Source organism: Nonomuraea glycinis, from assembly GCF_035920485.1.
Lineage (GTDB): Bacteria > Actinomycetota > Actinomycetes > Streptosporangiales > Streptosporangiaceae > Nonomuraea > Nonomuraea glycinis.
In genome coordinates this window covers 8,024,240-8,037,431 of sequence record NZ_CP109166.1, presented here as the reverse complement: position 1 = coordinate 8,037,431, position 13,192 = coordinate 8,024,240, and the positions used below count along the sequence as shown (strand labels likewise).

Annotated in this window: 9 protein-coding genes; 5 read left to right on the top strand and 4 right to left on the bottom strand. The window is 72.7% G+C overall.

Features of this window, described 5'->3' with window-relative positions; all coding sequences use genetic code 11:
• Positions 1 to 35: 35 nt before the first annotated feature.
• From OHA68_RS37745 to OHA68_RS37730, 4 genes are all read left to right on the top strand, one after another.
• Positions 36 to 614: a CGNR zinc finger domain-containing protein gene (locus OHA68_RS37745; RefSeq protein WP_327104534.1), complete on the top strand. Its 579-nt coding sequence runs from the start codon at positions 36 to 38 to the stop codon at positions 612 to 614.
• A gap of 93 nt (positions 615 to 707) precedes the next feature.
• Positions 708 to 1,904 carry a site-2 protease family protein gene (locus tag OHA68_RS37740; RefSeq protein WP_189140570.1) on the top strand — a complete coding sequence of 399 codons (1,197 nt, stop codon included), beginning with the start codon at positions 708 to 710 and terminating at the stop codon, positions 1,902 to 1,904.
• 41 nt (positions 1,905 to 1,945) lie between these two features.
• Complete coding sequence (locus OHA68_RS37735; RefSeq protein ID WP_327104533.1) at positions 1,946 to 2,854, top strand: lytic transglycosylase domain-containing protein; 909 nt, start codon at positions 1,946 to 1,948, stop codon at positions 2,852 to 2,854.
• Positions 2,855 to 2,959: 105 nt separating this feature from the next.
• A complete protein-coding gene (locus OHA68_RS37730) occupies positions 2,960 to 4,594 on the top strand; it encodes a Coagulation factor 5/8 type domain-containing protein (RefSeq protein ID WP_327104532.1) in 1,635 nt (544 codons plus the stop codon).
• Here OHA68_RS37730 and OHA68_RS37725 read toward each other — a convergent pair.
• The 4 genes from OHA68_RS37725 to OHA68_RS37710 are packed head-to-tail and all read right to left on the bottom strand — an operon-like array spanning position 4,563 to position 10,420.
• Complete coding sequence (locus OHA68_RS37725) at positions 4,563 to 6,845, bottom strand: hypothetical protein (RefSeq protein WP_327104531.1); 2,283 nt, start codon at positions 6,843 to 6,845, stop codon at positions 4,563 to 4,565. The genes OHA68_RS37730 and OHA68_RS37725 overlap by 32 nt on opposite strands.
• Positions 6,842 to 8,563: an ABC transporter permease subunit gene (locus tag OHA68_RS37720; RefSeq protein WP_327104530.1), complete on the bottom strand. Its 1,722-nt coding sequence runs from the start codon at positions 8,561 to 8,563 to the stop codon at positions 6,842 to 6,844. The genes OHA68_RS37725 and OHA68_RS37720 overlap by 4 nt, the downstream gene beginning before the upstream one ends.
• Positions 8,560 to 9,786: a hypothetical protein gene (locus OHA68_RS37715; RefSeq protein ID WP_327104529.1), complete on the bottom strand. Its 1,227-nt coding sequence runs from the start codon at positions 9,784 to 9,786 to the stop codon at positions 8,560 to 8,562. Before OHA68_RS37715 ends, OHA68_RS37720 begins: the two co-directional genes overlap by 4 nt.
• Positions 9,770 to 10,420: an ATP-binding cassette domain-containing protein gene (locus OHA68_RS37710; protein WP_327104528.1), complete on the bottom strand. Its 651-nt coding sequence runs from the start codon at positions 10,418 to 10,420 to the stop codon at positions 9,770 to 9,772. The genes OHA68_RS37715 and OHA68_RS37710 overlap by 17 nt, the downstream gene beginning before the upstream one ends.
• A 185-nt stretch (positions 10,421 to 10,605) precedes the next feature.
• On the opposite strand from OHA68_RS37710, the gene OHA68_RS37705 reads away from it, so the two are divergent.
• Positions 10,606 to 12,948 (top strand): rhamnogalacturonan lyase, encoded by a 2,343-nt coding sequence (locus OHA68_RS37705; RefSeq protein ID WP_407674386.1) that lies wholly within the window; start codon positions 10,606 to 10,608, stop codon positions 12,946 to 12,948.
• Positions 12,949 to 13,192 lie beyond the last annotated feature (244 nt).

Here is a 13,192-nt window from a genome sequence, read left to right as displayed (position 1 = left end):
GCGAAAAATCCTCACTGTCTAGATAAGATATGACAGTGACGATAGAGGCATGGCGCATCACTGGTCAATCCCAGATAGACAGTTATGTCGGCCGTTGGGCGGAGCAGGCCGTCACACTGGTCAACACGCTGACCGTCGACCGGGCACGCGGCCGCCGGATCGAGCCGCCCGCCGACGGCCCCGCCCGCCTGTCGGCCATCGGCGACCTGGCGAGCGCGCTGAGCCCGAGCCGGCCGCTGACGGCCGGCGACGCCGACCGGCTGGCGGAGGTCGCGGCGGAGCTGCGCCCGGTCTTCGGCCGGACCCCGGAGTTCGGCACGCTGAACGCGGCCCTGATCCGACACGGCGCCGTCCCGCACCTGCAGGGCGATCCGCCGAGGCTCGCCTTCCACCGCGAGGACGCCGACCCGGTCGACGCCTGGGCCGCGAGCGCGGCCACCGCCATGGCCATGGTGATCGGAGTAGGCCAGGGCGTACGCCTGCGCTCGTGCGAGGCGGACGGATGTGACCTGGTCTTCTTCGACGTCACCCGCAACGCCTCCCGCCGGTTCTGCGGCCTGTCATGCCAGAACCGCGCCAAGGCCAGCGCCTACCGCGCCCGCCGCAGAGACTGATCCGCGCGCTCGGCACCTGGGCGGCCGACCAGCGGCGTGACATGCCGCTGATTGGGGGTAAAGGGGGCTGACTCGGATATCCGTGGAGGAGAGATGCGCTCGTCGATCAGTCTGGGCCGCATCGGTGGTGTCTCGGTCGGGCTCAACATCAGCGTGCTGTTCATCGTGGTGATCCTGGTGTTCGGGCTGGCCTTCGGGCGTTTCCCCGCCGTCTATCCAGGTCTGTCCTCGGTGGCCTACGTGCTGGCCGGGCTGGCGTCGGCGGCGCTGTTCCTGGCCTCGCTGCTGGCCCACGAGCTCGCGCACGCGCTGACGGCCAAGCGGCACGGCATCGAGGTGGCCCAGATCACGCTCTGGCTGCTCGGCGGGGTGGCGGAGCTGCGCGGAGAACCCCGCTCGCCGGGCGCCGACCTGAAGATCGCGGTGGTGGGGCCGCTGACCAGCCTGGCGGCCGGGGCGGTCTTCGGCGGCCTGGCGCTGCTGTCGGCGGCCGTGGGCCCGCCCCTGGTCGCCGGGATGTTCGGCTACCTGTCGGGCGTCAACGTGCTGCTGGCGGTGTTCAACCTGATCCCGGCCGCGCCGCTGGACGGCGGCAGGGTGCTGCGCGCGGCGCTGTGGGCGCGGTGGGGCGACAGGACGAGGGCGGCGATCGCCAGCGCCCGCGCCGGACGCGTCTTCGGCTACGTCCTCATCGCCCTGGGCTTCCTGCAGGTCGTCAGCGGGCGGGGCTTCGAAGGGCTGTGGCTCGCCCTGATCGGCCTCTTCCTGGTCAACGCGGCCAGCGCCGAGGAGCAGCAGAGCAGGATCGGCACCGCCCTGTACGGCGTCCGGGTCGCGGACGCGATGACGGAGCGGCCCATCGTGGCCGACCCCGACGAGACCGTGGCCGGGCTGATCGACCGGGTGGTGATGCGCGAGCGCCTGTCCACCTATCCCCTCGTCGACGCGGGCGGCGGCTTCGCCGGGCTGGTGACGCTCAACCGCATCCGCGAGGTGGCCCCCGACCGGCGGGCCTCCCTGCGGCTGCGGGACATCGCCTGCCCGCCCGAGCAGGTGCCGCGCGCCAGCCCCGAGGAGGCGCTGACCGAGCTGCTGACCCGGATGAGCGGCAGCGCGGACGGACGGGCCGTGGTGCTCGACGCCGGCGGCCACCTGGTCGGGCTGCTCACCCCCACCGACATCAGCCGGGTGATCCAGACCGCCGACCTGCACCGGGGAGATCTCTCCCGGCGAGCGCACGGCGCCGACCTCACCGGGCCGTACCACGATGACCATGACCGCGCGGTCTGACGCCCTTCATGAGAGATCTCGACCGGGTAAGTTGGGCGCTCATGGAGCAACGCCCCTTTGACCGGATCACCGCCGTGGCGGTCGCGGCCCTTGTCGCCGTGGCGGGCTGTGGCGGCCAGGAGCCGCCGCCCGTCGCCGTCCCCATGGCGCAGCCCACCGCCGCGTTACCTGTGGCCACCCCCGATCCCGCGGTGGCGCTCCCCGGGCCGAACGAGGTGATCCCCAAGGACGCGGCGCGGCTGGCCGAGGCGCTGGAGACGACCAGCGACGCGCTGCACGACGCCATCGACGCGTGGACCGAAGGCGACAGCGAGAAGCCGCCGCAGGAGGTCGAGCTGCTGGCGCTCTACCAGCAGCGGATCCTCCGCTACGCCGCCCGGCACCCCAAGGTGGCCACCAAAGCCTTCGCCAAGCTGCCGCGCACGCTCGCCGCCCAGTCCAAGGACGAGACCGCGGCCATTCGCGAGCTGCTCGCCCTGGCCCGGCCCATCAAGGGCTCGGCCGTCTTCAAGGTCCAGCCGCCGCTGCCCGCGGCCGACCTGCTGCGCCACTTCAAGAAGGCCGAGCGCCGCTTCGGGGTGGAGTGGGAGGTGCTGGCGGCGGTGATGCTGGCGGAGACCAAGTTCGGCAGGGTGAAGTCGGACAGCCACGCCGGCGCCCAGGGCCCCATGCAGTTCATGCCCGCCACCTGGAAGCTGTACGGCCTGGGCGGCGACATCCAGGACCCGCGCGACGCGGTGATGGCCGCCGCCAACTATCTGCGCGCCACCGGAGCGCCGGGCGACTACCAGCGGGCGCTGCACGCCTACAACCCGTCGCAGGCGTACGTGGACGCCATCCTCCTGCACGCCCGCCAGATCAAGCGGGACGCCAGGAACTACTACGTCTACTACAACTGGCAGGTGTTCGTCCTGACCACGGACGGTGAGCGCCGCCTGACCGGCCCGTGACCCGGCGGCTGGGCTGAGACCGGCTCATGTTTGGGTCTTGTTGGCGCCCGTGAGGCGGTGGATGCTGACGGCAGATCCGATACCCGGCCCTGTGAGGTGTCCGTGATGCGTCGTTCCGCCGCCAGGATGCTCACCGTCGTGCTGCTGCTGGCCGCTTCGCTGGTCTCCCCGTTCACGGGCGCCACGGCGCAGGCGGGCCCGGCGGAGGCCGCCGCCGAGGTGCGCGGGTTCGTCGACGCGCACAGCCACCTGTTCTCCTACGAGGCGTTCGGCGGCAAGCTGATGTGCGGCAGGCCGTTCCACCCCGACGGGATCGCGCAGGCGCTGAAGGACTGCGCCGACCACTATCCGAACGGAGAGCTGGCCTGGTTCGAGAACTTCACCAGGACCGGCTCGCCGACCGGCACGCACGACCCCGCAGGCTGGCCCACCTTCGCGGGCTGGCCGGCCCACGACTCGCTGACCCACCAGCAGGCCTACTACACCTGGGTGGAACGGGCCTGGCGCGGCGGCCTGCGGATCCTGGTCAACCACCTGGTGGCCAACCGCCAGCTGTGCGCCATCTACCCGCTCAGGAAGAACTCCTGCGACGAGATGGACACCCTCAGACTCCAGGCCCAGCGAGCCCGCGAGCTGCAGGCGCACATCGACGCCGAGCACGGCGGCCCCGGCCTGGGCTGGTTCAGGATCGTGAACGACGCGGCCGAGGCCAGGCGGACCGTCGCGGCGGGCAAGCTCGCCGTCGTCCTGGGCGTCGAGGCCTCCGAGCCGTTCGGCTGCCGCCAGACCCTCGGCATCCCGCACTGCACCAGGGGACAGATCGACCGCGGCCTGGACGAGCTGCACGCGCTCGGCGTGCGCAGCATGTACGTCTGCCACAAGTACGACAACGCCCTGTGCGGCGTCCGCTTCGACTCCGGCACCCAGGGCGCCATCGTCAACCTGGGCAACCTGCTCAGCACCGGCTCCTTCTGGCAGGCCCGCACCTGCACCGGAGCCGAGCACGACAACACGATCGAGCCCGGCGGGGTGCTGCCCGACCAGCTCGCCGGGCTGCTGCCGCCCGGCGTCTCGCTGCCGCTGTATCCCCCCGCCCCGCACTGCAACACCCGGGGGCTGAGCGGGCTCGGCGAGCACATGGTGCAGGGGATGATGCGGCGCGGCATGCTGGTGGAGATCGACCACATGAGCGTGAAGGCCGCCGACCGCACCCTCGACCTCCTGGAGGCCGCCGGCTACCCCGGCGTGATCTCCTCCCACAGCTGGGCCGACCCCGGCTACTTCGGCAGGATCTACGCCCTCGGTGGCATGATCACCCAGTACGGGCACGACGCGGAGCACTTCGTCGCCGAGTGGCGGCGCACCGAGCCGCTCCGGCAGGCGCACCAGGTCGCCGGCTACGGCTACGGCCTGGACGTCAACGGCATGGGCCAGTTGCCGGGGCCCCGCGCCGCGGGCCCGGTCGGCCCGGTCACGTACCCGTTCACCTCCTTCGACGGCAGCGTGAGCCTGGACCGGCAGCGCACCGGCCAGCGGGTCTGGGACGTCAACGCCGACGGCGTCGCCAACTACGGCCTGGTGCCCGACTGGATCGAGGACATGCGGCTCCTCGCCGGCGCGGAGTTCGTCCAGGACATGGCGGCCGGCGCCGAGTCCTACCTGCGCACCTGGGAAGCGGCCTCCACCCGGCCCGCCGCCGCGCCGGGGATCAGTGCTTCAGCGCCGTCAGGCGGGCCCTGATCTCGGTGACCTGCTGGGGCTCGGCGATCCCGTCCCAGGGGGCCAGCGCCGCCAGCCCGGCGGCGCGGTGGGCCGCGGCCTGACGGGGGTGCAGGCGGGCCAGGTGCAGATAGGCCAGGGCAGTGGTCAACCCGGCCGGCGGCAGCCGAGGCTCAGCCGCCGCCAGCAACTCAGCCGCCTCGCCGGGACGCGTGTCCGGCTCGGCGAGCAGGGCGATGGCCTGGTGGACGTGGCAGCGGGCGCGGCCGATCTCGTCGGCGGTCTCGCCGTACATCCGCTCGGCCTCCCCCCAGTGCTGGTCCGCGTCGAAAGGCCGGTCCAGATGCCAGTGCGCCTGTGCCAGCAGCTCGTGCGCGTGCGCCTGAGCATGCGCGTCACCGCCCCGGCCCGCCATGTCGAGCGCCTCGAACAGCAGGGCGCGGGCGTCGGCGTACAGGCGCTGGGCGTCGTCGCGGCCGAGCAGTTGCGCGCGGCGCATGAGCAGCGCCGCGACGTTGATCAACCGCAGTGAGTGGCCGACCAGGTCGCCGCCGGCGAGCGCCTGCCCGTAGCGGATCAGCGCCGATTCCACCGCGCTGAACCCGTCCCCGGTGGCCAGCAGGATCGTGGCGTGGCCGAGATGCAGCTCGGCGGGCCACGACTCCACCCGCACCCGCAGCGCCGCCGCCTGGTCGAAGTGCCGGCGCGCCTCGCCCGGGTCGCCCAGGGTGAGCAGGATCGCGCTCTGACGCAGCTCGGCGGTCGCCTGGACGTGGTCGTCCCCCAGGGACCTGGCCGCCCGCGCCAGCAGCGCCGCGGCGCGCAGCCGGTCCTCGTGCCGCTGTTCGAGGGTGAACCAGGCCTCCACCGCGTCCGCGATGCGGCCCAGCGCCCGGCTGGTCCGGCGCGCGGGCGGCTCGGGGGCGAGCACCTGCAGCAGCACCCGGTCCTCGGCGGCGAACCAGGTCCTGGCGTCGTCGTCGGGCAGGCGGGCGGCGAAGGCGTCGGCCTGGTCGGCGAAGTACTCCACCAGCCGCCGCCACGCCCCCGCCTCCTGAGTGGTGGCGGCGGCGCCGGTGTCCCGGAACGCGCCGGTCACCCGGACCCGCGACATCCGGACCTTCTCCACCAGCCCGCGCTCGGCCAGCTCGTCGATCGCCTCTCGCGCGGACGGCAGCCCGGCCAGCGCGGCGGCCGCCTGGTGGTCCACCTCCGCGATCGGCAGTCCGGCCAGCAGGATGAACAGCTGCTTGGCCGTGGGTCCGAGCTGCTCGATGCTCAGCCGCAGCACGAAGCTCAGCTTCTCGTCGATGGGCAGCCGGTCCAGGTCGTCGACGAGGGTCCGCAGGGGCACGTTCGGGTTGCGGGCCAGCCAGCGGCCGATCCGCACGATCTCCGCCGGGCTGCCCAGACAGGCGTCGGCGAGCGGCCGCAGGGCCTGCCGGTCCCGGTCGATCCGCCGGTCCCCGATGTGGGCCGCCAGCAGTTCCTGCCCGGCCTCGGAGGTCAGCGGCCCGAGCTCGACCGGCTGGAGGTGGCGCGGCACGTCGCCGGCCGCCTCGCCCGCCACCACGATGTGCGCTCCCGGCACGCGCGGCGGCAGCCAGGCCACCTGGCTCCAGGTGCTGACGTTGTCGAGCAGGAGCACCCGGCCGGTGCCGGTGAGGGCCTCGATCACCACCGGGGCGGCGTCCTCGGGCTCCTGGATCGACCCCGGCGGGCGGTCGAGGGTGCGCAGCACCCGCTGCGCCACGCTCAGCGGGGTCTCCGGATGCTGCCGGTCGGGGCCCCGGACGTCGGCGTAGCGCTGCTTACGAGCCTCGGCCGCCAGCTCCCATGCGCAGTGGACGGCCAGCGCCGACGTGCCCGTCCCGGTGGCGCCCCGCACCGCCACGATGCCGCTCTCCCGCGCCCGGTCCACGACCTCGCGCAGCTTGTCCTCCCGGCCGATGAGCGGCTCCACCCGGTCGGGGAAGGGCAGATGGCCGAAGAGCGGCTGCGGAGCGGGCTTGCGCTCGCGCCGGGCGGCGTGCACACCCAGACCCGTCAGCGCGGGCACGAGCAGCGCCAGGGGAAGGGCGAGCAGCGGGTGGGGGAGCACCGCCAGGAGGGCGTCCACCACCCGCTGGCGCAGCTCGTCCTGCAGGACGACGAGCGCTTCCGCCACCGTCACCAGCCCCGACAGCCCCAGCTCGGGCAGGTGCGCCCTGGCCTGCTGGTAGAGCCGGGAGATCCGGAACCGCAGCCGATCCCTGCGGGAGATGCCCGTCATCTCCGGACTCCGTGCGTCAGCCCGCGGTACAGCCATCGCCCGGTGACGATCACCAGGGCCACCGGCACCACGGTGGCGATCACCGCCTGCGCCGCGAGCGGGCCGATCGTGGACATGAAGTGCCGTGCCTGCTCCAGCAGCAGGAGCGGAAGATGGTCGCCGGCGGGCCAGTTGAGCAGCAGCCCCACCACGGTGTCGTTCCACACCAGCACGAACGCGAGCACCCCGGCCAGCACCACGGCGGGCGCCCCCTCGCACACCACATGGATCAGCTCCCACCGGTGCCGCGTCACCATGGGCGTCCGTACGCGGGCGAACGCGTTGTGCAGCACCAGCACCGCCAGCGGGATCACCAGCGCGGCGTGCACGGTGATCAGCGCCAGCGTGGAGCCCACCACCGGGCTGATCGACTCCTGCAGCGGCACGGCGAAGGCCTGCGGCGGCAGTGCGGCCAGGGCCACCGCCACCAGCAGGACGGGCCGCCAGGTGCGGCGCGGCAGCAGGTGCTCATGGGCCAGCACGTACGCGGCGGGCACGGCCGCCAGCAGGACCAGGGCGACGACGACCAGCGTCCGCACCGCGGTGATCGCCAGCGCGCCCATGAAGCCGCCGTCGGCGAAGGCGTCCCCGTAGGAGGCGAGCTGCCACAGGTCCCACTGGACGCGCCACCACCCCGACACGGCCGTCGCGTCCGGCGCGCGGAGCGAGGTGAGGACCAGCACCGCGAACGGGAGCAGCCAGAGCACCGCCACCGGCAGCAGCCACAGCCGCCGGCGCCGCCGCGGACCGGCGGCCTTCGACGCGGGCCGCGCGGCCGGCTCGGACCAGGTCACCTGGCCGCGCAGCCCGGCCAGCGCGGGCAGCGCGAGCAGGCCGACCAGGATGGACAGCAGCACCGCCAGCGCGGCGGCCCGCCCGGCCCCCAGATCGCTGTGGTGCCGCCACCAGAACAGGCCGCCGCCTTCCACCTGGGCCTGCATCGCGCCCGGCGCGCCCATCAGCACCAGGTCGAACACGCGCGCCGCGGCGACCAGCGCGAGCAGATACGCCAGCGCCGCCGGACCGGCGAGAGCGGGGACCACGATCGACCAGATCCGCCTGCGCCGCTCGATCCCGAACGCCCGGGCCACCCGCAGCAGGTTCGCGGGCAGCCTGGCCAGCGCCTCATGGAAGATCAGGAAGGCTAACCCCGCCCACTGCCAGACGAACGCCAGCCCGAGCACCAGCCAGATCCAGCCCGGACCGAGGAAGGCCACGTTCGCCCCGGCCCCGCCCAGCAGGGCGTTGACCACGCCGCGCGCCGGGTTGGTGTCGAAGATCAGGCGGAAGATCGCGCCGGTGGTGAGCGGGGAGACCACCGCGGGCAGCACCAGGATGACGCGCAGCACCCCGCTGAGGCCCGCCCCCGCGTCCCGGGCCAGCCAGGCCAGGCCGAACCCGACCGCGCAGACCAGCACGGCCAGCGCCAGCCACACGAGCGAGTTGCCGAGCGCCTGGAGCACCTGCGCGTCGCCGAGTACCTCGTAGTTCGCCAGACCGCCGGACAGGCTGATCACCACGGTCGCCGCCAGCGGAGCGAGCAGCACCCCGGCCGCCAGCAGGACCGCGAGCAGCAGGTACAGGCCCGCCCGCCAGCGGCTGAGCCCCTGGGCGGTCACCGGCACCCGGGTGTCGTGGTGCGGGACCACCTCGAACAGGAACGGGTCCTTGCCGCTCACCGCGAACCCCTGCTTCCGGCGCTGACGAGGTCGTCGGCCGCCGTGCCGGCCGCCGTGGCCGGCTGGGCCCTGTCGATGGTCACGGCGATGAACAGCTCGGTGAGGATCCGCCACAGCCCCCGGCCGTCACCGCCCGCGAGCGGGCCGGTCAGCCGGTCGGACAGGTCGTACTGGCCGGTGCGCACGCCGGCCAGGTCCCGCGCCGCGCCGCGCAGCGCGGGCGGCGAGATCGAGGCGTCGATGTACGGCGCCAGGAAACCGCCTTCTGCGGCCCACGCCTCCTGCGTGTCCGACCGGTCGCCGCCGGGCGGGCGGGGGCTCGTCAGCCAGTGCACGAAGTCGAAGGCGTCCGCCGTGCCGCCGCTCATCGCGACCGCGACATCGCCCCCGATCACCAGCGGAGGCGCCGCGCCGCCGTTGGCGGGGAAGCGGAAATGCGCGGCCCGTACGCCCGCCGCGTGGTAGCGGGCGATGACCGGCCAGGCGAAGTCGGGCGCGGCCACCACCTCGGCGGTGCGGTAGGTGAAGACGTCCAGGATCGAGTCGTGGAACTGCAGGGTGAGGGCGCGCCTGCCCCGCTCGGCGGTGACGCCCTGCTGCCAGATCGTCGCCAGTTGTTCGAGCGCCTGGCGCACCTCGCCGGTCGCCCACAGCTCCGGCGAGCTCTCCCCGTGCGAGAAGAGCTTGCTGTAGGTGGAAGGGCTGCGGGCGAGCAGGACGTTCTCGAACCAGTCGGTGAGCACCCAGCCGTCGGCGGCGCCGATCGACAGCGTCCGGCTCGCCCAGGCGTCCAGCGTCGGCGGCCGGGCCAGGCCCTCGCCGTCCCGGTGCCAGACGAGCGACTTGTGCGCGATCTTGAACCAGGCGCCGAGCACCTGGCCGGGCACGGGGGAGGCGAGATCCCGCCAGAACTCCGGCTGCCGCCTGATCGGCGTCAACGGGCTGATGCGGCGGCGGATCTCCGGGTCGTACAGGAGTCCGAGCCGGGGAATGACGGCCACGTCCGGCGTGACCTCGCCGGAGGGGCCGCGCAGCAGCGCGCCGATGTTGTCGCCCGCCGAGTAGACGGTGACCGGGTAGGGCGAGTCCTTGACCACGCGGAGGAAACGCCGCAGCTCGTCCCCGCTCCACACGACCGCCACCCGCAGCGGCCTGCTGCCCGCGCAGCCCGCCAGGCCTGCCGCCGCCGGGATGGCCAGGAAGCTCCTACGGCTCAGCGACATCGCCCACCTCCCAGAGCAGCGCGGGGGAGGCGAGGCTGGCGACGCGGGTCCGGTCGTCGGTCACGACCACGACGGCCAGGCTCGGATCGGCGCCCATGGCCGCGCTCACGGCGGCGTGGCAGGGGCCGCTACCGGTGTGGTCCTCGACCAGGACCACCTTGACCGGGCGGTGCCGGCACAGCGCCCGCGCGAGCGCGACGGTCAGCCGCTCATCGTGCGCCAGTTCGTGCGGACGGGCGTGCAGGAAGCCCTCGATCCGCATCCTCGCGGCCATGAAGCCGACCCTGCCGTGGACCTGCGAGCTCCCCCGGTGCTCGCGGGCCGCCAGGACGAGGTTCCGCTCGACGGTCAGCTGGGGGAGCAGGCCGCCACCCGCAGGGACCAGGCCGATCTCCCGCTCCTCCGGCGGCCGCATGGTGATCTCCTGGCCGTTGACGCTGATCTTTCCCCGGAAGCGCCAGTCCAGGCCGAGCAGGATGTCCGCCAGCACCTCCGCCTCGGCGGTGTCGCCGGCCACGATGACGGCGGTCTGCCCGGAGCCCACGCTGAGCGGCCCCGGAGGAACACCGCGGCGCCGGCCGCCCGCCTCCCAGCTGAGACCGTCGATTCTCAGTAATGCGTCGGTCCCGTTCACCTTCTGACATTTACACGATCGACGTTCGACGGCAACGTGAATAGGTTTTCGGCGATGAGCCGCCGATACGTCCGGCACGGCGACATCTGCCCGTGACCGGCCCTTGACAGCGGTGTGACACGCCAATAGCGTCCGGTCTGCTTATATCGATTCAATCCCTTTCCGGGACGCGAGGAGCCTGTGCCATGAGCCGCCCCAGCATCCGTCGCGCACTCGCCACCGCCGTGGCCGCCCTGCTCTGCTCCTCGCCGGTGGCCGTTGCCGCCGACGTGTCCGCCGACGTGTCCGCCGACGCGGCGGCCTCGGGGTGGCACGGGCCACGGATGGAGCGCCTCGACCGCGGGCTGGTCGCCGCCGCCACCGGCGAGGGCGTGTTCCTGAGCTGGCGGTTGCTCGGCGAGGAGGTGACCGGGCACGGCGACGGCGGAATGACGGGGGCGGACTTCCGCGTCTACCGCGACGGCCGGCCCATCGCGACGGTCACCGGCAGCACCAACTACCACGACGCGGCGGGCACCGGCTCGGCCGAGTACCGCGTGGCCCCCGTCGTCCGGGGCAGGGAGGGCCGGCGCAGCGCTCCGGTCACGCCGTGGCTTGAATCGTTTTACGACCTTCCGCTGCGGAAACCGGCCGACGGGGTCACCCCGGCGGGGGAGGCATACACCTACACGGCCAACGACATGAGCGTCGGCGACGTCGACGGCGACGGGAGATATGAGTTCGTCGTCAAATGGGATCCGTCGAATTCCAAGGACGTTTCCCAGCGCGGTTACACCGGCAACACCTTTCTTGACACCTACGCACTTGACGGCACCCTGCTCTGGCGGCTCGACCTGGGCGTCAACATCCGTTCCGGCGCCCACTACACGCAGTTCCTCGTCTACGACTTCGACGGTGACGGCCGCTCGGAGATGATGGTCAAGACCGCACCCGGCAGCAGCATCATCCGCTACGGGGCGAACGGCGAGGTGGTCTCCGAGCGCCACATCACGCTGCCGAAGCAGGACGTCAGGGCGGGGCACGCGCACACCGACGACCACCGGATGAGCGCCGAGGACTACTTCGAGCATCTCGTCGAGATGTTCCAAAGCTGGCACGAGCACCCCGAGGTGGTGGCCGGGCGCTGGCCGGCGACGCTGGAGCAGGCCTTCGGCATCCCACCGGCGCACGACTACCCGCTCTCCCGGCAGGCCGCCACCGAGCTCGCCACCTACTTCGTCGACGTCTACGCGCCCGGCCGCAGCGGCAACAACCGGCTGCGGGAGTTCGCGGGCTTCGTCATCAGCGGGCCGGAGTATCTGTCGGTGCTGCACGGCGCCACCGGCAAGGAGCTGCAGACGATCCCGTACAAGCCCGCCCGTGGCGACGACGGGCTGCTCTGGGGCGACTACGCCATGTCCCGGATCGAGCCGGGCAACCGCGTCGACCGCTTCCTGGCCGCCGTCGGCTACCTCGACGGCAGGCGCCCGTCGGCCGTCTTCGCCCGTGGCTACTACACCCGCACCACGCTGGTGGCCTACGACTGGGACGGCAGGAGACTGCAGGAGATCTGGTACGTCGACAGCGGTCACGTGCCGATGGCCAATCCGTTCAACGCCGCACCGCACGGCGTGGACGGCTCCGACCCCGAGTTCGGCACCATCACCACGCAGGGATTCCACTCCCTGAGCGTGGCCGACGTGGACGGCGACGGCAGGCAGGAGGTCGTGTACGGCGCGGCGACCATCGACGACGACGGCGACCTGCTCTACTCCTCCTTCGCCGAGGGACCGCCGCAGAGCGACGTGCCGGGGCGGCGCGTGCGACTCGGGCACGGTGACGCGATGCACGTCGGCGACCTCGACCCGGATCGCGACGGCCTGGAGATCTGGACGGTGCACGAGGGCGGCCGCTCGGCCCCCTACGGCTGGGCGATGCGCGACGCCGACACCGGCGAGGTGCTCTTCGGCGGCTACAGCGGCGTGGACACCGGGCGCGGCATGGTCGGCGACGTCGACCCCGCCGTCCGCGGCCTGGAGGCCTGGTCGTCGATGCCGCCCGGCCAGACGGTCCAGGCGGGCCTGTGGTCGGCACGCGGCGACCATCTGGGCACGGACGCGCCGGGCACGAACATGAGCATCCGCTGGGCGGCCGACATGACCACCCAGCTCGTCAACGGCACCGCCACCACCGTCCTGCAGACCCCGACGATCGACGACCGGGCGCGGGGCACGCTGCTCACGGCGGCGGGCACGCTGGCCAACAACTGGACCAAGGGCAACCCGTCCCTGGTGGCCGACGTCTTCGGCGACTGGCGGGAGGAACTGCTGGTCCGCACGGCCGACAGCACGGCGGTCCGGATCTACCTCAGCACCGAGCCGACGGACCGCAAGCTCCACACCCTGATGCACGACCCGCAGTATCGGGCGGACGTGGCGCGGCAGCAGACGGGCTACAACCAGCCGGCCTACCCGAGCTTCTATCTCGGCTCCGACCTCGACTGGTCGCGGGTCCCGGTGCCCGGCGCCCGGCGTCCCGCGGATCGGTAGCGGACGCCTCGCCGGCGGCCGGAGTTTTCGATCACAAGCGCTTAGCGGCATCGGGTCACACCGCTTACCCGAGCGCTCCTGATCACGAATGCTTTCTGAATTAGGTGGTCATTGTCTTGATCTCGTGACAATGTCCCTATATTGCGACATCCCCGTGGGAGGTGGTGTTCGTGCAGGTCAGGGCGAGTTAATGGCGGCGTGGAGGCGAGCGCCGGTGATCTGACCGTTATATTTAACCCTTGCT